Origin of the sequence: Atlantibacter hermannii (genome assembly GCF_009907385.1) — a bacterium.
In the GTDB taxonomy this organism is placed as follows: Bacteria; Pseudomonadota; Gammaproteobacteria; order Enterobacterales; family Enterobacteriaceae; genus Atlantibacter; species Atlantibacter hermannii_A.
The window spans coordinates 1-20,423 of sequence record NZ_JAAATR010000031.1 but is presented as its reverse complement, the minus strand read 5'-3'; the positions used below and the strand labels follow the sequence as shown (position 1 = coordinate 20,423).

19 protein-coding genes and 1 CRISPR repeat array are annotated in these 20,423 nt (G+C 55.9%); of the genes, 14 read left to right on the top strand and 5 right to left on the bottom strand.

Going from position 1 to position 20,423, the window contains the following annotated elements; genetic code table 11:
- The first annotated feature begins 153 nt into the window (after positions 1-153).
- Entirely contained in the window at positions 154-1,653 is a 1,500-nt protein-coding gene (locus GV764_RS09060; RefSeq protein ID WP_161659864.1) for a PTS transporter subunit EIIC, read from the top strand.
- A gap of 79 nt (positions 1,654-1,732) precedes the next feature.
- Positions 1,733-2,746, top strand: coding sequence for a Mal regulon transcriptional regulator MalI (malI, locus tag GV764_RS09055; RefSeq protein ID WP_161659863.1), 1,014 nt, complete (start codon positions 1,733-1,735; stop codon positions 2,744-2,746).
- Between the two features lie 4 nt (positions 2,747-2,750).
- Here malI and budC read toward each other — a convergent pair whose 3' ends face one another.
- A complete protein-coding gene (gene budC, locus GV764_RS09050) occupies positions 2,751-3,515 on the bottom strand; it encodes a meso-2,3-butanediol dehydrogenase (RefSeq protein ID WP_161659862.1) in 765 nt (254 codons plus the stop codon).
- Between the two features lie 370 nt (positions 3,516-3,885).
- Positions 3,886-5,271, bottom strand: a complete 1,386-nt coding sequence (gene cysS / locus GV764_RS09045) for a cysteine--tRNA ligase (RefSeq protein ID WP_161659861.1) — start codon at positions 5,269-5,271, stop codon at positions 3,886-3,888.
- A 177-nt stretch (positions 5,272-5,448) separates the two neighbouring features.
- Between cysS and ppiB the strand changes: the two genes are divergently transcribed.
- From ppiB to mnmH, 6 genes are all read left to right on the top strand, one after another.
- Entirely contained in the window at positions 5,449-5,943 is a 495-nt protein-coding gene (gene ppiB / locus GV764_RS09040; RefSeq protein ID WP_125293909.1) for a peptidylprolyl isomerase B, read from the top strand.
- A gap of 3 nt (positions 5,944-5,946) precedes the next feature.
- Positions 5,947-6,669, top strand: coding sequence for a UDP-2,3-diacylglucosamine diphosphatase (gene lpxH, locus GV764_RS09035; RefSeq protein ID WP_161659860.1), 723 nt, complete (start codon positions 5,947-5,949; stop codon positions 6,667-6,669).
- 159 nt (positions 6,670-6,828) lie between these two features.
- Entirely contained in the window at positions 6,829-7,104 is a 276-nt protein-coding gene (gene yahO / locus GV764_RS09030) for a DUF1471 family periplasmic protein YahO (protein WP_161659859.1), read from the top strand.
- Between the two features lie 441 nt (positions 7,105-7,545).
- Positions 7,546-8,055, top strand: coding sequence for a 5-(carboxyamino)imidazole ribonucleotide mutase (gene purE / locus GV764_RS09025; RefSeq protein WP_161659858.1), 510 nt, complete (start codon positions 7,546-7,548; stop codon positions 8,053-8,055).
- A complete protein-coding gene (purK, locus tag GV764_RS09020; protein ID WP_161659857.1) occupies positions 8,052-9,119 on the top strand; it encodes a 5-(carboxyamino)imidazole ribonucleotide synthase in 1,068 nt (355 codons plus the stop codon). Before purE ends, purK begins: the two co-directional genes overlap by 4 nt.
- A gap of 127 nt (positions 9,120-9,246) precedes the next feature.
- Positions 9,247-10,383, top strand: a complete 1,137-nt coding sequence (gene mnmH / locus GV764_RS09015; RefSeq protein ID WP_161659856.1) for a tRNA 2-selenouridine(34) synthase MnmH — start codon at positions 9,247-9,249, stop codon at positions 10,381-10,383.
- Here the strand turns inward: mnmH and ybbP are convergent.
- Both ybbP and ybbA read right to left on the bottom strand, forming a co-directional pair.
- The gene (gene ybbP / locus GV764_RS09010; RefSeq protein WP_161659855.1) at positions 10,370-12,787 is read right to left on the bottom strand and encodes a putative ABC transporter permease subunit YbbP; all 2,418 of its coding nucleotides are present in this window, start codon (positions 12,785-12,787) and stop codon (positions 10,370-10,372) included. The two genes, mnmH and ybbP, sit on opposite strands and share 14 nt — an antisense overlap.
- The gene (gene ybbA, locus GV764_RS09005) at positions 12,784-13,470 is read right to left on the bottom strand and encodes a putative ABC transporter ATP-binding protein YbbA (RefSeq protein WP_161659854.1); all 687 of its coding nucleotides are present in this window, start codon (positions 13,468-13,470) and stop codon (positions 12,784-12,786) included. The genes ybbP and ybbA overlap by 4 nt, the downstream gene beginning before the upstream one ends.
- On the opposite strand from ybbA, the gene tesA reads away from it, so the two are divergent.
- The 6 genes from tesA to GV764_RS08975 all read left to right on the top strand — a co-directional run bounded on the left by tesA (position 13,438) and on the right by GV764_RS08975 (position 18,721).
- A complete protein-coding gene (gene tesA / locus GV764_RS09000; protein ID WP_161659853.1) occupies positions 13,438-14,067 on the top strand; it encodes a multifunctional acyl-CoA thioesterase I/protease I/lysophospholipase L1 in 630 nt (209 codons plus the stop codon). The genes ybbA and tesA overlap by 33 nt on opposite strands.
- Positions 14,068-14,095: 28 nt before the next feature.
- Entirely contained in the window at positions 14,096-14,866 is a 771-nt protein-coding gene (locus GV764_RS08995; protein WP_161659852.1) for an SDR family oxidoreductase, read from the top strand.
- 59 nt (positions 14,867-14,925) lie between these two features.
- A complete protein-coding gene (locus GV764_RS08990) occupies positions 14,926-15,780 on the top strand; it encodes a co-chaperone YbbN (protein WP_161659851.1) in 855 nt (284 codons plus the stop codon).
- Between the two features lie 254 nt (positions 15,781-16,034).
- Positions 16,035-16,841 carry a hypothetical protein gene (locus tag GV764_RS08985; RefSeq protein WP_328515161.1) on the top strand — a complete coding sequence of 269 codons (807 nt, stop codon included), beginning with the start codon at positions 16,035-16,037 and terminating at the stop codon, positions 16,839-16,841.
- Between the two features lie 516 nt (positions 16,842-17,357).
- Complete coding sequence (locus tag GV764_RS08980) at positions 17,358-18,272, top strand: SPFH domain-containing protein (RefSeq protein WP_161659849.1); 915 nt, start codon at positions 17,358-17,360, stop codon at positions 18,270-18,272.
- A complete protein-coding gene (locus tag GV764_RS08975) occupies positions 18,269-18,721 on the top strand; it encodes an NfeD family protein (protein ID WP_161659848.1) in 453 nt (150 codons plus the stop codon). Before GV764_RS08980 ends, GV764_RS08975 begins: the two co-directional genes overlap by 4 nt.
- A gap of 47 nt (positions 18,722-18,768) precedes the next feature.
- On the opposite strand, the gene cueR is transcribed toward GV764_RS08975, so the two are convergent.
- Positions 18,769-19,185 (bottom strand): Cu(I)-responsive transcriptional regulator, encoded by a 417-nt coding sequence (gene cueR / locus GV764_RS08970; RefSeq protein WP_161659847.1) that lies wholly within the window; start codon positions 19,183-19,185, stop codon positions 18,769-18,771.
- 295 nt (positions 19,186-19,480) lie between these two features.
- Positions 19,481-20,363: direct repeats of the CRISPR family, unit length 29 nt; unit sequence CGGTTTATCCCCGCTGGCGCGGGGAACAC.
- Between the last annotated feature and the right edge of the window lie 60 nt (positions 20,364-20,423).

Sequence of the window (20,423 nt, the reverse complement as noted above, 5' to 3'; positions counted from 1 at the left end):
CAACTTCAAAGAATCATTATTTCCTCTGACTGGCCGTTAAATATTTGTTGCGGTAGATGACGCAGTTGTCACAGCATAAGTAGAACGTTCTACTAAAACGTTCTACTTACCAAAAACAGGGCATAAGCCTGGTCTACTTCGGGGGAAATCAGCATGAGTCTGATGTCAGGGTTGGTTAAATCGCTTTCAAAGCTATCCATGATAGGCCGCGCGTTAATGCTGCCTATTTCACTGTTGCCTGCGGCAGGTTTGCTGTTGGCGTTTGGTGATAAATTCCATTTGCCGTTAATGATGAATGCCGGAGGCGTCATCTTCGACAATCTTCCTGTGCTGTTCGCGATTGGTTCTGCGGTGGGGTTAGCATCAGAGTCCGGGATCGCCGCGCTATCGGCAGCGGTTTCGGTGTTTATTACCAATATTACCATCGGCACTGTACTGGGCATTACGCCAGAGATGGCGTCCAGCGGCGGTAAATACGCTATGGTCGTGGGCATCCCCACGTTGCAAATGGGCGTTTTCGGCGGCCTGATTTGCGGCATTCTTGCCGCGTGGTGCTATAACCGCTTCCATAATATGCAATTGCCGGAGTTTTTAGGTTTCTTCTCGGGTAAACGTTTTGTCGCCATTGCTACGGCGTTTATCTCTTTTCTGCTGGGCCTCGTTTTACCTTACATCTGGCAGCATATTCAGGCGGGCATTGATGCGCTGTCATTAGTGGTGAACGGCGATAATCAGGCCGCATCAACCTTTATTTTTGGCCTGGTCGAGCGTGCGCTGATCCCACTCGGCTTACACCATATCTGGTATCCGTCGTTCTGGTATTCGTTTGGCGACTACACTACCGCCACCGGCCAGGTGATCCACGGTGACCAGACAATCTGGTTTAAGATGCTGGAAGAAGGCGTGAAAAGCTTCAGTAGCGATACCTACCATAACGCAGGCAAGTTTATGCAGGGCGAATTCCCGCTGATGCTGTTCGCGCTGCCCGCCGCCTGTCTTGCCATGTATCACGAAGCCAATACCAAAAATAAAAAAATCGCCTCCGGGATCCTGTTCTCTGCGGCTTTAACCTGCTTTTTAACCGGCATTACCGAGCCTGTTGAGTTCACCTTTATATTTGTGGCCCCGATCCTGTACGTGTTTAACGCAGTGATGGCCGGCTTGTCCTATATGTGCATGTATTTGCTGCATGCTCATATCGCCAAATCGTTCTCGGCTGGACTCATCGATTACATCTCATTTGGAATTTTGCCGTCGTTTAACGGCTATCAGACTAATTTCCTGAATGCCGTCATCGTCGGTGTACCGATGGGTCTGATTTATTACTTCACTTTCCGCTATGTGATCCGTCGCTTTGATGTGAAAACGCCGGGCCGCGCGGAAATAGCAGTGAATGCCGATGACAAAACCGATGCCGAACTGGCGACCGATATCATTAACCTGCTGGGCGGCCCGGAAAATATCGACAGCGTCGGTTCATGCATTACCCGCCTGCGCCTGGAAGTGGATAAGGCGTCGCTGGTCGATCGCGATGGTCTAAACAGCGTGGGCGCCCGCGGTGTGGTCTTTGTCGGGGACAGCGGCGTACAGGTGATATTTGGCGCGCGGGCGCAATTTATCGCTCAAACCATTTCCACTATGATTGGTAAGTGATCGCGATTTTCTGCTACGCCTCCTGTATGTTACGGGAGGCGTTGTTATCCCGCAGAAAAAAGGACTTATCAGGAGAGCGATGAAAAAGGTCAGCATTATTGATGTGGCAAAGCGGGCAGAGGTTTCAGTTTCTACCGTCTCACTGGTGTTACGCCAGAAAGGGAAAATATCTCAGGCTACCATCGAAAAGGTGCAGGCCGCCATTGACGAACTGGGCTATGTCCATAACATGGCCGCCGCGAATCTCCGCGCCAGTACCTCTAATCTCATCGGCCTTATTCTTCATGACTTTAACGATCCCTTCGCGGTTCGCGTGACGTCGAGCATTGTCCACGAACTGGAACAGCAAGGCTTTATGGTGGTGCTGGCTCAGCCGCAGGGCAATATTGAGCGCCTCGAACAGTGCCTGCTGGCGTTTACCCGCCAGGGCGTTGCTGGCGTGATTTATTTAGACGCGGAATCAAAAACCGACAGTGTGCCCACGGCAATCGGTGAAAGTCCCTTGCCAATGGTGGTGGTGTCACAATCGCCCCTCCGCTGCGAGCGGGATCTGGTCATGCGCGACAATCGTCAGGCCGGCAGCCTTGCCACGCGTTATCTGATTGAACGCGGCCATCGTAGCATTGCTTATATTGGCGGCGATGCGCGCTGTTTAATTCGTCATGAACGGCTTTCCGGCTACCGGTCCGCGCTCACGCAATATGGGTTATTGCCCCGCGAAGACTTTACTCCTGCCTGCCGGGAGGATACTCAGGCCGCCAGCGCCGTGGTACGAGAGCTGCTGGAAAGCAATAACAAAATCACTGCCCTGCTGTGCCATTCACCCAACGCCATTATCGGCTGTATAGACGCCATCAACCAGGTAGGGCGTACCGTGGGTAAAGATGTGTTTCTTACCCAACAGGTGTCGTTGATCGGCTTTGAAGATTTGATGATTAATTTAACTACGCCGTCGTTCACCTATGTCTCTTCCGCCAGTGAAGAGACCGGGCGGCAGGCGGCGCAGTTATTGCTTCGCAAGCTAAAAACCGCCGATTTACCGGTCCAGCGGATTACGCTGTCCGGCCAGCTGGTTGTTCGCGGTTCCGCCTGATGCGTTACGCCTGCGGCGGCTGCCCGTTCGAGGCCGTCAGGCCGCCGTCGACCGGCAGATTGACGCCAGTAATGTAGCGGGCATCATCACTGGCGATAAACGCGATAGCATCGGCAATATCTTCCGGCTCTCCGGCGCGTTTAAGCGGAATGCGCTCATAAAATTTTTGCAGCAGCGGCTCATTCTGCTTCATATCCTCAGTTAATTCGGTAAAGGTAAATCCAGGGCAAATGGCATTAACACGCACGCCGTCAGCGCCGTAATCCATCGCCAGTGCGCGGGTAAAGTTAGTGATCGCGCCCTTCGCGGCGTTATATACGCTCATCCCCCAGTCGCCACCCAGGCCGGAAACAGAAGAAATATTCACGACATTGCCTTTGGTTTTCAGCAATTCCGGCATGAAATAGTGGGTACAGTAAAACACGCCGTTCAGGTCGGTGCCCATCAGGGTTTCCCAGTCATTCAACGTCATTTCATGAATGCGGCCCTGCACAATCACGCCCGCGTTATTGACCAGCACATCCACGCGACCATATTCATCCATCACGCGCTGCGCCAGGTTTTCAACCTCATCGGCTTTCGAGACGTCGCAAGGCACGACCAGATGTTTGCCCTGCGGTAACTTAGCGGCCACTTTTTCCAGTTTTTCCGGCGTGCGCCCTACCAGCACGACGCTGGCCCCCTCACGGGCAAAGCGTTTCGCCGCCCCCTCGCCAATACCGGACCCCGCGCCCGTGATCACCACCACTTTCTGCTGAAAACGTGCCATGCAACCTCCTGTTTATGCTGTAATGCTGCGTTAAATGACTGTTTTAAGACTGGCAGTCTGTACACACATCGCAAGTCGATAACCGGGATTCCTTACTAACTGACTGATTTTAAGAAAGATAAAAAAGTTTAAAAATGTGATCAAACGCCACGTCTGCGCTTCGTCTCAGCCCCTTGATCCGTCAGGTTTCAGATAACTCCCGCTCGTGGTAGCCCTGCGAAAATACCAGCCCCGGAGAGGTATCGGGCGCTCGTTTCTGGATTGTTTTGGGTGTGGCTGCCGGGCGTGCTGGCGGCTGTGTTGGTCTGGCGCTTGCGGGGCCGATAAAACACGGGCAAAAAAAAGCGGCTTACGCCGCTTGATGAGTGGATTACTTCCTGCGCCAGGTGGTGCCCTGCGGCCCGTCTTCCAGCACAATGCCCATCTCGTTCAGCCGGTCGCGGGCTGCATCCGCCGCCGCCCAGTCTTTGGCTTTACGGGCATCCAGACGCTGCTGGATCAGCGCGTCAATTTCCGCGACTTCGCCGTCATCCGCCTGCGCACCGCTTTGCAGGAACTGCTCCGGGTCCTGCTCCAGCAGGCCCAGCACGCCAGAAAGCTTACGCAGATGCGCCGCCATCTGGTCGGCTGCCGCCGCATCAACAGACTTCAGGCGGTTAACTTCACGCGCCATATCAAACAGCACCGAATAGGCTTCCGGCGTGTTGAAATCGTCGTCCATCGCGTCGACAAAACGGGCTTCAAAGGCTTCGCCGCCAACTGCCTGAGCATTAACGTCGGTGCCGCGCAGCGCGGTGTACAAACGTTCCAGCGCGGAACGCGCCTGCTTCAGGTTTTCTTCGCTGTAGTTCAGTTGGCTGCGATAGTGACCCGACATCAGGAAGTAGCGGATGGTTTCCGGATCGTAGAATTTCAGCACGTCGCGCACGGTAAAGAAGTTGCCCAGCGATTTAGACATCTTTTCGCGGTCGACCATCACCATGCCGGAATGCATCCAGTAGTTCACGTATTCGCCGTCATGGGCGCAGGTGGACTGGGCGATTTCGTTTTCATGATGCGGGAACATCAAATCAGATCCGCCACCGTGAATATCAAAGTGGCTACCCAGCTGTTTGCAGTTCATGGCGGAACATTCGATATGCCAGCCCGGACGCCCTTCACCCCACGGAGACGGCCAGCTCGGCTCACCCGGCTTGGACATTTTCCACAGCACGAAATCCATTGGGTTGCGTTTTACATCCGCCACTTCAACACGCGCGCCCGCCTGGAGCTGGTCCAGATCCTGGCGCGACAGCAGGCCGTAATCGGCGTCGGTTTCCACTGCAAACATCACATCGCCGTTGGAGGCGACATAAGCATGATCGCGGGCGATCAGTCGTTCAACAATTTCGATGATTTCATGGATATGCTGAGTCGCGCGCGGCTCGTTATCCGGGCGCAAAATATTCAGCGCATCGAAATCCTTATGCATTTCGCCGATCATACGATCCACCAGCGCGGTAAAGCTCTCGCCGTTCTCGTTGGCGCGCTTGATGATTTTGTCATCAATATCGGTGATGTTCCGTACGTACTTTAGCTTGTAGCCTAAGAAACGCAGATAACGCGCTACCACGTCAAACGCTACAAAGGTACGCCCGTGGCCAATATGACAGAGGTCGTAAACCGTGATACCACACACGTACATCCCGACTTCCCCGGCATGTATTGGTTTAAATTCCTCTTTCTGGCGGCTAAGAGTATTGAAGATTTTTAACATCAGGCGATTCCGTGTCAGTGTGTGGTTACAGGTAAAAAAGTATATTAACCCAAAATTCAAACCGGAAGGAGCACACTTTGCAAGGTGATCGTTCCCGGTGAGTTATGCTATAACAACCTCCTCGGTGTGGCCTGAACAGCAGGTTACAGCACCCATTAAACAGAACAGGATGCAAGCATGGTTACTTTTCATACCAATCACGGCGATATCGTAATCAAAACTTTTGATGATAAAGCCCCGGCAACGGTTAAAAACTTCCTGGACTATTGCCGCGAAGGTTTCTACGACAACACCATTTTCCACCGTGTAATCAACGGGTTTATGGTTCAGGGTGGCGGTTTTGAACCCGGTATGCACCAGAAACCGACCAAAGATCCTATTCAGAACGAAGCGAACAACGGCCTGAAAAACACCCGTGGCACTCTCGCTATGGCGCGTACCCAGGCACCGCACTCCGCTACCGCACAGTTCTTTATCAACGTGGTGGATAACGACTTCCTGAACTTCAGCGGTGAAAGCCTGCAGGGCTGGGGTTATTGCGTGTTTGCTGAAGTCTCTGAAGGCATGGACGTGGTCGATAAAATCAAAGCGGTAGCGACTGGCCGCAGCGGCATGCATCAGGACGTTCCAAAAGAAGACGTCATCATCGAGCGCGTGACCGTCAGCGAGTAATCTGTGGCGACGCTGTTTATCGCAGATCTCCATTTAAGTACTGAAGAACCGGCGATTACCGCCGGTTTTCTGCGTTTGTTGGCGGGTGAAGCGCGCTCAGCGGACGCGTTGTACATTCTTGGCGACCTGTTTGAAGCCTGGATCGGCGATGACGATCCCAATCCGCTGCACGCAAAAATCGCCAGCGCGATAAAAACGCTGGTAGATAGCGGTGTTCCCTGCTATTTCATTCATGGCAATCGTGATTTTCTGGTCGGTAAGCGTTTTGCACGCCGCAGCGGTATGCGCCTGCTGCCTGAAGAGCACGTGCTCACCCTGTACGGCAAACGTATTCTGATTATGCACGGCGACACATTGTGTACTGACGATATCGGCTATCTGCGGTTTCGCGCCAAAGTGCATCAACCCTGGCTGCAAAAGCTGTTTCTTGCTCTGCCGCTGTCTATTCGCCAGCGTATCGCCGCAAGAATGCGCGCCGGCAGCAAAGCGTCCAACCAAACCAAATCCGAGGCGATCATGGACGTCAATCCGCAGGCCGTTATCGATGTGATGACCCGCCACCACGTTCATCATCTGATCCACGGGCATACTCATCGCCCGGCGATCCATGAACTCGACATTGAGCATCATCCTGCCCGTCGCTATGTGCTCGGCGCATGGCATGATGAAGGTTCGATGATTAAGGTCAGCGAGGCGAATATCGAACTGTTATTTTTTCCGTTTTGACGGGGATATAACGGCGTAGGTTTAATACGAATTAAACGGAGATAAAAAGTCATACTTCAGGAGATGGTTTTTTCAGAAGTTGTCTACCATGCTATTAATACCCGCATACTCAGGCGGGTTTACCGTTGATAGCATTTCAATTCTGCAAGGAATTCATTTATGAAAAAGATGACTGCTTTTCTGCTGGGCTCCGCCGTTCTGTTTGCTTCCAACGCTTTTGCTGCTGAGATAATGGAAAAAAATGACTTCCAGAAAGTTGAATCCCAGTACGAGAAATTAGGTAGCATCTCCACGTCCGGGGAGCTCTCCGCTGCTGACGCTAAGAAAGAACTTCTTGATAAAGCAGAGGAAAAAGGCGCAGACGTGGTGGTAATCACTTCTGCGAATACCGATAATAAGATTCATGGCACGGCGAATATTTATAAGAAAAAATAATCACTTCCCGCCGCTCCGGCCCACCGGAGCGGCGTATTTTATAAAATGAAATTTATTAAGTTATTATTTCTATATGCTAAATAAAAAAGTATCCGCTTCATCAACTATTAATTCGCAGACGATGTAATTAATTTTATATAGGCATTAGTTCTGTTGCTGTATAGAAGTATTGTGCATGTTAACGATAAACCGGCTGAAAGCGAGGGCAGCCATTCCCTTTCCTTTCCTGCGCCCGGACAGTGATAAGTCGGCCTGCTTTGGCCTGCGCGATAAATGGCAACTGATGCACAACCCTGCTGAGCATTGGCAAAAATACTGAACGTAAAACCCAGCGTTCATGCCGACGCAACCGTTTTCCTTGCCGGATATCCATGTTATTCTTTGAGCCCTTCTGAACGACAAGCACCTTGTTTTCGCACACTCACAGGAGTTTTAAGACGCATGTCTTTAAGCCAAAATCCGGCGCGTATCGCCATTGTGATGGGGTCTAAAAGCGACTGGGCCACCATGCAGCATGCCGCTGAAATTCTTGATGCCCTCGATGTTCCTCACCATGTTGAAGTGGTTTCCGCTCACCGCACGCCCGATAAGCTGTTCAGCTTTGCTGAATCCGCGCAGCACAACGGTTATCAGGTGATTATTGCTGGCGCAGGCGGTGCCGCGCATCTGCCGGGCATGATCGCCGCGAAAACCCTGGTGCCGGTATTAGGCGTGCCGGTGCAAAGCGCGGCCCTGAGCGGCGTGGACAGCCTCTACTCTATCGTGCAAATGCCGCGCGGCATTCCGGTAGGGACGCTGGCGATCGGCAAAGCGGGTGCAGCAAACGCCGCACTGCTGGCGGCGCAGATCCTCGCCCAGCATGACGATGCGCTGTTGGCGCGTCTGGCGGCATGGCGCACAGCGCAAACCGATGAGGTGCTGGATAACCCTGACCCACGGGGTGCGGCATGAAACAAGTGTGCGTGTTGGGTAACGGTCAGTTAGGCCGCATGCTGCGCCAGGCCGGCGAGCCGCTGGGCATTGCGGTGTGGCCGGTGGGGCTGGATGCCGAGCCGGAGGCCGTGCCGTTTCAGCAAAGCGTGATCACCGCGGAAATCGAGCGCTGGCCGGAAACCGCGTTAACCCGCGAACTGGCGCGTCACCCGGCATTTGTGAACCGCGATGTGTTCCCCATTATTGCCGATCGACTGACCCAAAAGCAGCTGTTCGACAAACTCGATTTACCCACCGCGCCGTGGCAACTGTTGTCCAGCGAAAGCGAATGGCCTGCGGTTTTTGATACGCTCGGCGAGCTGGCGATCGTCAAACGCCGCACCGGCGGCTATGACGGACGCGGCCAGTGGCGTTTGCGCGCCGATGACACCGCGCAGCTGCCGCAGGAATGCTACGGCGAATGCATCGTCGAACAGGGCATTAACTTTTCCGGTGAGGTTTCACTGGTCGGCGCGCGCGGCCACAACGGCGAGACGGTATTTTATCCGCTGACTCACAACCTGCATCAGGACGGCATCCTGCGTACCAGCGTGGCGTTCCCGCACAGCCATATCGAACAACAGCAGCAGGCTGAAAACATGCTCGGCGCGATCATGCACGAGCTGGGCTACGTCGGCGTTATGGCAATGGAATGTTTTATCACCCCCGGCGGATTGCTGATTAACGAACTGGCCCCGCGCGTACACAACAGCGGCCACTGGACGCAGAACGGCGCGTCCATCAGTCAGTTCGAACTGCACCTGCGAGCGATCCTTAATCTGCCGATGCCGCAGCCGGTCATTACCAGCACCTCCGTGATGGTGAACCTGATCGGCAGCGATCTGAATGACGCCTGGCTGCAACTGCCGCTGGTGCATCTGCACTGGTATGACAAAGAAGTACGGCCAGGGCGCAAGGTTGGGCATCTGAATTTGTCAGATACCGACACCGGCAGGCTGGACGCCTCGCTGGAAGCGCTGGTCCCGCTGTTGCCGCCGGAATACGCCAGCGGCATCGCCTGGGCGCAGGTAAAATTGCGTTAATCTCCGCTGTATAATCCGAATCAGGGCGTCGCCAGACGCCCTGCCTTTTCCTGCCGCATATAGCGCTTACTCACCTTGTTATCCCAGGGGTACAATGCCCGGGTTTTCGCACTGAAAAGGCTCTGGCATGAAGTATGTTGTAACTACTCGCGTCGACACCCGCGACTGGCGGATGCTGCTTGCTCACGATATTCCGATTATCGACGTCCGCGCGCCGGTGGAGTTTAGCCAGGGCGCCGTGCCCGGCGCTATCAACCTCCCGCTGATGAATGACGCCGAGCGCGCGGCGGTAGGCACCTGCTATAAGCAGCAGGGCCAGCAGGCAGCGCTGGCGTTAGGTCATCAATTAGTGGCTGGCGATACGCGTCACGCGCGTATTGAAGCCTGGCGGGAAGCCTGCTTGCGCTATCCGAACGGCTATTTATGCTGCGCGCGCGGGGGGCTACGCAGTAAAATTACCCAGCAATGGCTACGCGAAGCTGGCGTGGAATATCCACGGGTGGAAGGCGGCTATAAGCAGCTGCGCCAGGCGGCGATTGAGGCAACAGACACCCTGTCGTCGCTGCCAATGATGCTGATCGGCGGCTTTACCGGCAGCGGCAAAACCGATCTGGTAAAGGCGCAACCGCTGGGCGTCGACCTGGAAGGCCTGGCGCATCATCGCGGATCGTCATTTGGCCGTACCCTCTCGCCGCAGCTTTCCCAGGCCAGTTTTGAGAACGCACTGGCCGCGACGCTGTTACGTAACCACTTAACCTGGGAACATCATCGCCACGCCTTCTGGCTGCTGGAGGATGAAGGACAGATGATTGGCGCTAATCATTTGCCGCTGCGGCTGCGTGAGCAGATGAACCTTGCGCCAGTCGCCGTGGTGGAGGAGCCGATGGATCGCCGTCTGGCGCGGTTGCGCAGCGAATACTTTATCGATATGCAACAGGCCTATTGCGCCGCGTACGGTGAAGAACAGGGCTGGCGGGCCTATGGCGACTACCTCCATCACGGCCTGTACGCCATCCGCCGTCGGCTTGGTCTGGAACGTTACACGCTGTTCGCAGCGCGCCTGCGTATTGCGTTGGAAGAACAACAGCGCAGCGGCGCCACTGACGGCCATTTCGCGTGGCTGCTGCCGTTGCTGGAGAGCTACTACGATCCGATGTATCGCTATCAGCTGGAAAAAAAAGCCGCGAAAGTTTGCTTTCGCGGCGATTATCACAGCGTGGCGGCCTGGCTTGACGACAGGCGCGGCGGCGTTATTGCGCGGTAAACTGGCGGAACAGCGCTTTACCCTTCAGCAGGCGCACCCCCAGCCAGCCGCCGCAGGCGGACAGCAGCAGCGCGCCGCACACCGGCAGCACCACCCACAGCCGCCAGTCGGGTTCCCAGGGGAAGTCAAATACCCGGGTTTGCAGGAAGCCCAGCGCGGTTTCCGCGCCAATGGCCGCCACTAACCCGGACACCAGCCCCAGCATAGCGAACTCGCACCACAGCGTGGTGCGCAGCAGGCGCTTTTCCGCCCCCAGGGTTCGATACACCACCAGTTCCTGATGACGCTGGCGCATCCCCACCTGCACCTGCGCCAGCAGCAGCAGGATGCCGCAGGCGGTCACCAGTACCACCATCACCTCCAGCGCCCGGCTAACCTGCTGGAGCACCTGGCCGACCTGACGCAAAATCGCGCCGATATCCAGCAGGCTGACCGTCGGGAATTCGCGGTTAAGCTGCGCGATCATCCCGGTGTCCCCGTTAGCGCGGAAGCTGGTCAGCCAGCTTTGCGGCTGCCCGTCCAGCGCGCCGGGCGGGAAGATAAAGAAAAAGTTCGGGCGCAGGCTTTCCCAGTCCACATGGCGCAGGCTGGTGACGTTAGCGCTGAAGTCCTGGGTATCGCCGGTAAAGGTCAGCGTATCCCCGAGCTTAACGTTGAGCCGCTTCGCCAGCTCCTCTTCCATTGACACTTCACCCGCTTTCGGCGGCCAGCTTCCGGCAACAATTGGATTATGGGACGGACGATGGTCCTGCCAGGTGAGATTCAGTTCGCGGTTGAGGGATTCATCCTGGCTACTGATCGTCGGCTCGCCTTTAATCTGCGTTAACCGCGCCCGCACGATGGGGTAGAACGATTCCGGGATAATCTGGTGCTCCGCCAGGAACCCCTTCACTTCACTGACCTGTTCCGGCGCGATGTTGAGCAGGAAGTAGTTCGGGCTTTCCGGCGGCAGTTGCTGCTGCCAGCGATCCAGCAGATCGCCGCGCAGCACCAGCAGCAGGGCCAGCAGCATAAACGACAGGGAAAACGCCGCCAGTTGGCTGAGCGTCGCCCAGGGCTGGCGCAGCAGGCGATTCACCGCCAGACGAACCGGCAGCTGGCGTAACGTCAGGCGTTTTAAAACCTGCAACAATGCCCAGCCAACCAGCGCGCAGAGCGCCGCCATCACCACCGTACCCGCCAGCACCGCCCAGAGCAGCATTTTACCGCCCATCAGCCAGGCCAGCAGCGCCACAACCACGATCACAATGGCGGGCAAATAGTATTTCAGCGGCCAGACATCGGCGACCACATCGCGGCGCAGCACGCGCAGCGGCTGGGTTGCCAGCAGCAGCCGGTAAGGCCGCAGGCCGACCAGCAGCGAGATCACCACCATCGCGCCCACCGCCCAGAGCCACGGCCACAGGCTGGCGGCAGGAAGTGCCGCTGGCAGTACCGGTTTGAGCAGATGCATCAGCACTTTCTCAAACGCCAGCCCTACCACGCCGCCCGTTATCGCGCTGAGCGCCAGCACCATCAGCCACTGTCCGATAATCAGCTTACGCAATTGCGCCCGCCCTGCCCCGAGGGTTTTCAGGATCGCGACCCGATCGTAGCGGCTACGGCAATAGTGGCCCATCGCCACCGCCACCGCGCCCACCGCCAGCAGCAGCGTCAGTAAAGCCGAGAGCAATAAAAACTGCTGGGAACGCTGTAGCGATTTGCCCAGCGCGCCTTCGTCCTGCTCCATACCGGTCCAGCGATGTTCCGGCTTAAGCTTCGGCAACAGCCAGGACTCGTACTGCGCAATCCGGGCTGGCTGACCGGCGAATTTATAGCGCCAGGTGATGCGGCTGCCCGGCTGGACCGCGCCGGTTTTCTCCACATCCGCCAGGTTCATCATCAGGCGCGGCGCCATCTGGAACGGATTAAATCCGCTGTCCGGCTCCTGAACCACCGTACCGGCGATGGTCAACGTGGCGTCGCCGACATCGAGCGTGTCGCCCGGTTTTACGTTCAGAAGCGCCATCAGACGCGGAGCCAGCAGCACGCTGCCCGGCTCGGGCTTTAAGCCTGGCGGCTCGGTTTGCAGATCGCCATACATCGGGTACAGGCCGTCCACCGCTTTGACGTCCGCCAGCTGCGGCGTATCGCCCGCAAAGGTCATGGTGGCGAAGCTGAGCTGGCGGCTGACCCGCAGCCCGTCCTTTTCAGCTTCGGCAAGCCAGGCGGGATCCACCGCGCGGGCGCTGCGCAGCGCGCGGTCCCCGGCCATAAACTCCCGGCTTTGCTGGCTCAGGCCTTTTTCCATGCGGTCGCTGATATTGCCAAGCGCCAGTACGCAGGCCACCGCCAGGCTCAACGCCAGCCAGACGATCAGCAGCGACGGCGAGCGCCATTCGCGCCAGAACCAACGCGCAATCATGCTTCCTCCACGAGCTGGCCGTCACACAGCCGCAGCCGCCGGTCGCAGCGCGCCGCCAGCTGTTCATCGTGAGTCACCAGAATCAGGGTAGTGGCGTAATCGCGGTTCAGGGAAAACAGCAAATCAGCAATGCGATCGCCGGTGTGTCTGTCGAGGTTGCCTGTAGGTTCATCGGCAAACAGCACCGTCGGGCGGCCGTTAAAGGCGCGGGCCAGCGCCACGCGCTGCTGCTCGCCACCGGAGAGCTGCGCCGGAAGATGGTCGAGGCGCTTGCCGAGGCCAAGCTGTTCGAGCAGCGCTTTAGCCTGCTCGCGCCCGGTTTTGTCATTCTCGCCGCGCAACAGCGCCGGAAGCTCGACGTTTTCCAGCGCGTTAAGCGTGGGGATTAACATAAACGACTGGAATACAAACCCTACCTGGCTGGCGCGCAGCCGGGCGCGCGCCTCTTCGTCCATACGGTGCAGCGGCTGGCCCAGCAGGTGCACTTCGCCGCTGCTGCCATCGTCAAGACCCGCCAGGATTGCCAGCAGCGTGGATTTACCTGAGCCCGACTCGCCAATCAGCGCGATGGTCTGGGCCGGTTTGACAACCAGCTCAACTCCGGTAAGGATGGAAAGCTGGTGTTCCCCCTGACCGACGGACTTCTTAAGATGATGAACTTCAATAATGTTTTCCGCTGGCATTGGCCTTTCCTGTTACTGGCTTTAATGACATTTCGCGCCGCCGCAGCGGACACGTTATTAATTTTGGGCGATAGCCTGAGCGCCGGCTACCGGATGTCGGCCAACGCCGCCTGGCCCGCGCTGCTGAATGACAAGTGGCAGTCGCGCGACGTTAACGTCGTTAACGCCAGCATCAGCGGCGACACCGCCGCGCAGGGCCTGTCACGGCTGCCGACGCTGCTAAAACAGCATCAGCCGCGCTGGGTACTGGTGGAGCTGGGCGGCAACGACGGTTTGCGCGGCTTCCAGCCGGATGCCATCGCATCCACCCTGCGCCAGATTATCACTCAGGTGAAGTCGGCGGATGCCGAACCGCTGCTGATGCAGATTCGCCTGCCCGCCAACTACGGACGCCGCTACAATGACGCGTTCAGCGCCATCTACCCTGACCTTGCCAGAGAGTTTGATATTCCGCTCCTGCCGTTTTTTATGGAGGAGGTGTATCTCAAACCGCAATGGATGCAGGACGACGGTATTCACCCCAATCGTGACGCACAGCCGTTTATCGCGGACTGGATGGAAACGCGACTGGCTCCTTTAGTTAAACACGACTCATAACCCATCGGGGGCATGAGCGGGTAAAGTTATGCAAAAATCAGTCTTAATAACAGGATGTTCCAGCGGGATTGGCCTGGCCAGCGCCCATGAATTACAGCGTCTTGGCTACCGGGTGCTCGCCGCCTGCCGCAAACCCGCTGACGTCGAACAGATGAATGCGCTCGGCTTTAGCGGGGTATTGCTCGATCTCGACGATCCGCAGAGCGTCGAGGCCGCCGCCGCGCAGGTGATCGCCCTGACCGGCAACCGGCTGTACGGCATTTTCAATAATGGTGGCTACGGAGTTTACGGGCCGCTCACCACCATCAGCCGTACCCAGATGGAGCAACAGTTTTCCACCAACTTTTTCGGCGCGCACCAGCTCACCATGCTGTTGCTGCCCGCCATGCTGCCGCACAATGAAGGGCGCATTGTTAACACCAGTTCGGTGATGGGGCTGATCTCTACGCCGGGTCGCGGGGCCTATGCCGCCAGCAAATATGCGCTGGAAGCCTGGTCCGACGCGCTGCGCATGGAACTGCGCTACAGCGGGATCAAAGTGAGCCTGATCGAACCCGGCCCGATCCGCACCCGCTTTACCGATAACGTTAACCAAACCCAGTCCGACAAACCGGTGGAAAACCCCGGCATCGCCGCGCGGTTTACCCTGGGACCGGAGGCGGTGGTCGCGAAAGTGCGCCATGCTTTTGAGAGCGAAAACCCTAAACTGCGTTACCCGGTGACGCTGGTGACATACGCCGTCGGGCTGTTAAAACGTCTGTTGCCGGGGCGAGTGATGGACAAAATTTTGCAGGGCTGAGTTGAAGCCCCGCCTTCTGCCCCCATGTAAAAAAACAAATCGACAAAAGAGGGTGACACATGTCCCTGGAATCAATTTTTGATATCAACGAATCGAACCTGCATCAGGTGATTGAGCAGTCAATGACCACGCCGGTGCTGTTCTATTTCTGGTCGCCGCGCAGCCAGCACTGCGAGCAGTTGACGCCGATGCTGGAGAAGCTGGCAAATCAGTACCACGGCCAGTTTATTCTCGCCAAAGTGGATTGCGATGCCGAACAGCGCGTCGCCGCGCAGTTTGGCCTGCGCGCCATCCCGACGGTGTATCTGTTCCAGCAGGGCCAGCCGGTTGACGGTTTCCAGGGCCCGCAGCCGGAAGAAGCGGTTCGCGCCCTGCTCGATAAAGTCCTGCCACGCGAAGAAGAGTTGAAAGCCCAGGAAGCGATGGCGCTGATTGAAGAAGGCAAACATGCCGAAGCGCTGCCGCTACTGAAGGACGCCTGGCAGCTCTCCGGCCAGAACAGCGAAATCGGCCTGCTGCTGGCGCAAACCCAAATCGCGCTGCAGCGCAGCGAGGATGCCGAAGCGGTGCTGAAAACCATTCCGCTACAGGATCAGGACACCCGCTATCAGGGGCTGATGGCGCAAATCGATTTACTGCGCCAGGCCGCCGATACGCCGGAGATCCAACAGCTCCAGCAGCAGGTAGCGCAAAATCCGCAGGACGCGCAGCTTGCCGCCCAGCTGGCGCTGCAACTGCATCAGGTCGGGCGTAATGAGGAAGCCCTTGAATTGCTATGGTCCCATCTGAAATCAGACCTCGGGGCGGGCGACGGTCAGGTACGTAAAATGCTGCAGGAAATCCTGGCCGCGCTGGGTACCGGCGATCAGCTGGCGTCTAAATATCGTCGTCAGCTTTATTCTCTGCTGTATTAATCCTGTTGCATTCCCTTCTCTGCGCAGATTAATGCCAGCCATCAGGCTGGCATTTTGTTTTGTTTTATCGAAGTCTTGCCGGCGGGAAATTCTCTGTGCTCAAAACATTCTGAGGACTGACTTTTGCCTCACTGGTTGTTACCGTTTTGATCTGCTACGCTGTGCTAAAAAATGCCCGGGAAGACATAAAAATGCACCATTTATTTCTCGAATTTCACTCATTAAAGCCTGGAGTACCAGACGTACAGGCTTTAATGAATGTTATCCGTTCTGAAGAACAAACTGCTTTTGTCATTAGCCCTGAAGTGGTCAAATTTGTTAATGACGCATTGATTGTCAACACGACTATCACCAGCTTCAGAAACTGCCGTTTTGCGTTTAACGAAGGCTCAGAATTTGTTGAGTTTGACGCTAAAGGTAAATCCAGACGCTTTACCGAGACGCCAGCCTGGTTTATTTCTCCCAACGATTTTGCGCGCGGGCAGTGGCTGAATAACCATCAACTGGCTAACTTTGGAACCAAAGAGTTTATCAGCGCGTTTATCGCGAAATTCCCCAATGTGAAAGAGCGCCGCGAGCACTGCAATCTGCTGTTCGATCTGCAACTGGACAGCGCCACGCAGGGTTCTGCCGGGCCTGCCCCGGTACGCAAAGCGGGGAACAGAAATCGCATCACGACTAAGCCTAAAATTGCCGATCTGGGCTCACCGGAAATATTTAGCCAATTTTATGCACGTCTTGGGGAGGCCGTGAAAAACAACCGCTTCCCCACGTTGCAAATATTGACCGGCCACGACACTCTCGCCAAAGTGCCAACCCCTCTTAAGGGCTCCGTGCGCACCTGGTTTAAAGCCATTACGGGTGAACTGCCTCCTAATAATAAACGCGTGGAAGCCGGCAACGTCGCGCTGTTTTGCGCGCCGATCCGGGAACAATTGAAGCAAATCGACGAGCTAGGCCCGGAGCGCTATTACCTGGCGCTTTCGCAAGCGATTAACCAGGCTGGCGAGCAGTATATAGCTGACTTTACTTTTACCTTCCCGCAGCAACATCACTCATAGCGCGCCAATGACTTTACTAAGACTTTTAAAGTGACTTTATAAAAAAATAAACTTTTACTTTATTATGTCATAGTGTAGAGTTTCATCATCGACGCGCTCATTGCTGTCGATGCTGATTGAGAGGGGTGTTTTTTCCTGACTCTGGTGAAGTGGTGCGACTGTAACCTTCCACAGTGTGCAGCATAAGGAGCCGGAACAGCTGAACATCCCTTTATTGCGTGCCACCTGTCGGTCTTTGGCATGTTCGCTTTCTGGCACTCTTAAAAGACTCTTTACAGAGTAGTCTTTTAAGAGAGTCTACCCTGTCACTTAATCCATAGTTTTACTCTTTGCTTTTTTGCATTTTGTCCGCCCCTACCCGTGGGGCTTTTTTTTCTCTGCTCTTCCCCAGGCCCACTGGCCTACACCTCTGTTCGTTGCTTTATTCATCTTAAGCGGGGATGATGACCATTAGCCGCCTGTCACAGACATGTGGCAAGACGTCAAGACTCGCACCAAAACACAGGAGGTTTTTTGATGCTTATTGTGATCCCGGTATTAATCTTCGTTGCACTCGTGATTGTGGGTGCTGGCGTAAAAATTGTTCCTCAGGGATATCAATGGACTGTTGAGCGCTTCGGGCGCTATACCAAAACGCTCCAGCCAGGGCTAAGCCTGGTGGTGCCGTTCATGGACCGTATTGGCCGTAAAATCAATATGATGGAACAGGTACTGGATATTCCTTCTCAGGAAGTTATTTCCAAGGATAACGCCAACGTTACCATCGATGCGGTCTGCTTTATTCAGGTTATCGATGCGCCGAAAGCGGCGTATGAAGTGAGTAACCTTGAACACGCTATCATCAACCTCACGATGACCAATATTCGTACCGTTCTGGGTTCCATGGAACTCGACGAGATGCTTTCCCAGCGTGACAGCATTAATACGCGCTTGCTGCATATTGTCGATGAAGCCACCAATCCGTGGGGGATTAAGGTTACGCGTATTGAAATCCGCGATGTCCGTCCACCGGCTGAATTGATCTCATCAATGAATGCGCAGATGAAAGCGGAACGTACCAAGCGCGCCTACATTCTGGAAGCGGAAGGCGTACGTCAGGCGGAGATCCTCAAGGCTGAAGGCGATAAACAATCGCAGATCCTCAAAGCCGAAGGTGAACGTGAATCGGCTTTTTTGCAGGCTGAAGCGCGCGAACGTTCAGCGGAAGCAGAAGCCCGCGCAACGAAAATGGTTTCAGAGGCTATCGCCGCCGGGGATATTCAGGCGGTGAACTACTTTGTCGCGCAAAAATACACCGATGCGCTCCAGCAAATCGGCGCAGCCAATAACAGTAAAGTGGTGCTGATGCCGCTGGATGCCACCAGTCTGATGGGCTCAATTGCCGGCATTAGCGAACTGTTGAAAGAAAGCAGCGAGCGTAAACGCCCATGATGGCCTTTTTCCTGGTGTATCCTCACACCTTCTGGCTGAGCCTTGGCGGCCTGCTGTTGGCCGCAGAAATGCTCGGTGGAAGCGGTTATTTACTGTGGAGTGGCGTGGCGGCAGTGATCACCGGGCTATTGGTGTGGTTGTTTCCGCTTGGCTGGGAGTGGCAAGGGCTCTGTTTCGCGGTGTTAACGGTCATTGCCGCGTTGCTGTGGTCGCGCTGGCTGGCGCGTAAACCTCAGCCACGTGCCGATGCAGTATTAAACCAACGCGGCCAGCAGCTTATCGGTCAACGTTTTATGCTGGATACTGCGTTAGTTAACGGGCGCGGACATATGCGAGTGGGTGACGGCACATGGCCAGTGGTGGCCCATGAGGACATCCCTGCCGGAACGCGCGTTGAGGTGATTGCCGTTGAAGGGATTATGCTGCGGGTTCGCCCTTCTTCTCAGTAAATTGTTGTCGATAAAACCTGCCCACGCGCTGCGTCGGGCAGGTTTTTTTATGGCTGGGATTTCGCGCGGCGATGGCAGCAGCCAGAAAGATTATCCATGATAGGGCAATCGGCACTGTCGTCACCTGGGCAGGATTCCGCCAATGCCAATAACTGCGCGCGCATATCGTTAAGCTCGACGATATGCTTTTCAATCTCCGCCACCTTTTGCAGGGTACGCGCTTTCACATCTGCGCTACGACGCCCGGGGTCGTTGAACAAGTGCACCAGCTCTTTACACTCTTCCAGGTTAAAACCCACCTGACGCGCCTGGCGCAATAAGGTCAGTTCATCAAGATGACTTTGGGTGTAGCTGCGGTAGCCGTTTTCACTGCGCAGCGGCGGCGTCACCAACCCTTTCTCTTCGTAAAAACGAATCGCTTTACTGGTTAAACCGGTTTTTTTTGCGACATCACTTATGTTCATTGTGTCCTCCGAAACCTTCCTTTGGATGGAAGGTTTGAAGAGTTTATACCTCTTCGCAGGAATAAATAAAGAATTGCTATCAGAGTGATGAATGAAATGGGATGCGAGCTAAGTATTCACAGCAATTCCGCGTCATTTTCATGGCGGAAAGATCGAAGTGAGCAGAGTGTCTGCTGAGTTTAGCTCTGCCTGCGTGAGAGGGCTTCTCCGGGCATGGCATATAATACTTTTACTCGGTTTATCTCTGTTTACGCGGGGAATACGAGCCGCTGATAATCACTTACCAGGTGCGAAACGGTTTATCCCCGCTGGCGCGGGGAACACATTACCAGGCCGGTAGCGATGCGGCGAGATCGCGGTTTATCCCCGCTGGCGCGGGGAACACGTCGGAGAAAGGAACGAGTTTTCGCTCAGCTGCGGTTTATCCCCGCTGGCGCGGGGAACACGGCAAAGTGATGCGCGTCTCGAGGCCCGACTGCGGTTTATCCCCGCTGGCGCGGGGAACACGGCGACGAACTGCCCGACGTGATGCCTGACGACGGTTTATCCCCGCTGGCGCGGGGAACACGAGAAAGACTTCCCGATTTACGAAAAGCTCTGCGGTTTATCCCCGCTGGCGCGGGGAACACGGCGGAGCGTTTGCGATCGACCGGGCCGGCGACGGTTTATCCCCGCTGGCGCGGGGAACACACCAACACGGGATACCAGCGAGTACAGTCCTGCGGTTTATCCCCGCTGGCGCGGGGAACACCGGGGGTAACGCTGGCCGAGGCCGGCGCCGACCGGTTTATCCCCGCTGGCGCGGGGAACACGATGGGTTACGACGCTACAAAAATGGATATTGCGGTTTATCCCCGCTGGCGCGGGGAACACGGCGGAACTGCAACAAGCCAAGATTGACGTTGCGGTTTATCCCCGCTGGCGCGGGGAACAAGAGGACGAACTGCCGGAAGGCATTCTCGACGATGGTTTATCCCCGCTGGCGCGGGGAACACGAGAGAGGAAGAAGCTCGCCGGAAAAGGATTGCGGTTTATCCCCGCTGGCGCGGGGAACACCAGGTGCCGGACCTGTTAAAGGCAAGCTACAACGGTTTATCCCCGCTGGCGCGGGGAACACATCACCGCGATACGCCGGGTTGGAGTACAGGGCGGTTTATCCCCGCTGGCGCGGGGAACACTGGATATTCTACGACATCGTGGTCGCCGACCGCGGTTTATCCCCGCTGGCGCGGGGAACA

What these genes read in the sequence shown, in the direction of transcription:
- cysS (WP_161659861.1), bottom strand. Translation starts at nt 5,271, where the DNA reads ATGTTAAAAATCTTCAATACTCTTAGCCGCCAGAAAGAGGAATTTAAA.
- ybbP (WP_161659855.1), bottom strand. Translation starts at nt 12,787, where the DNA reads ATGATTGCGCGTTGGTTCTGGCGCGAATGGCGCTCGCCGTCGCTGCTG.
- GV764_RS08980 (WP_161659849.1), top strand. Translation starts at nt 17,358, where the DNA reads ATGCTTATTGTGATCCCGGTATTAATCTTCGTTGCACTCGTGATTGTG.
- GV764_RS08985 (WP_328515161.1), top strand. Translation starts at nt 16,035, where the DNA reads ATGAATGTTATCCGTTCTGAAGAACAAACTGCTTTTGTCATTAGCCCT.
- purE (WP_161659858.1), top strand. Translation starts at nt 7,546, where the DNA reads ATGTCTTTAAGCCAAAATCCGGCGCGTATCGCCATTGTGATGGGGTCT.
- cueR (WP_161659847.1), bottom strand. Translation starts at nt 19,185, where the DNA reads ATGAACATAAGTGATGTCGCAAAAAAAACCGGTTTAACCAGTAAAGCG.
- ybbA (WP_161659854.1), bottom strand. Translation starts at nt 13,470, where the DNA reads ATGCCAGCGGAAAACATTATTGAAGTTCATCATCTTAAGAAGTCCGTC.
- mnmH (WP_161659856.1), top strand. Translation starts at nt 9,247, where the DNA reads ATGAAGTATGTTGTAACTACTCGCGTCGACACCCGCGACTGGCGGATG.
- GV764_RS08975 (WP_161659848.1), top strand. Translation starts at nt 18,269, where the DNA reads ATGATGGCCTTTTTCCTGGTGTATCCTCACACCTTCTGGCTGAGCCTT.
- tesA (WP_161659853.1), top strand. Translation starts at nt 13,438, where the DNA reads ATGATGAACTTCAATAATGTTTTCCGCTGGCATTGGCCTTTCCTGTTA.
- GV764_RS08990 (WP_161659851.1), top strand. Translation starts at nt 14,926, where the DNA reads ATGTCCCTGGAATCAATTTTTGATATCAACGAATCGAACCTGCATCAG.
- GV764_RS08995 (WP_161659852.1), top strand. Translation starts at nt 14,096, where the DNA reads ATGCAAAAATCAGTCTTAATAACAGGATGTTCCAGCGGGATTGGCCTG.
- GV764_RS09060 (WP_161659864.1), top strand. Translation starts at nt 154, where the DNA reads ATGAGTCTGATGTCAGGGTTGGTTAAATCGCTTTCAAAGCTATCCATG.
- malI (WP_161659863.1), top strand. Translation starts at nt 1,733, where the DNA reads ATGAAAAAGGTCAGCATTATTGATGTGGCAAAGCGGGCAGAGGTTTCA.
- yahO (WP_161659859.1), top strand. Translation starts at nt 6,829, where the DNA reads ATGAAAAAGATGACTGCTTTTCTGCTGGGCTCCGCCGTTCTGTTTGCT.
- ppiB (WP_125293909.1), top strand. Translation starts at nt 5,449, where the DNA reads ATGGTTACTTTTCATACCAATCACGGCGATATCGTAATCAAAACTTTT.
- purK (WP_161659857.1), top strand. Translation starts at nt 8,052, where the DNA reads ATGAAACAAGTGTGCGTGTTGGGTAACGGTCAGTTAGGCCGCATGCTG.
- budC (WP_161659862.1), bottom strand. Translation starts at nt 3,515, where the DNA reads ATGGCACGTTTTCAGCAGAAAGTGGTGGTGATCACGGGCGCGGGGTCC.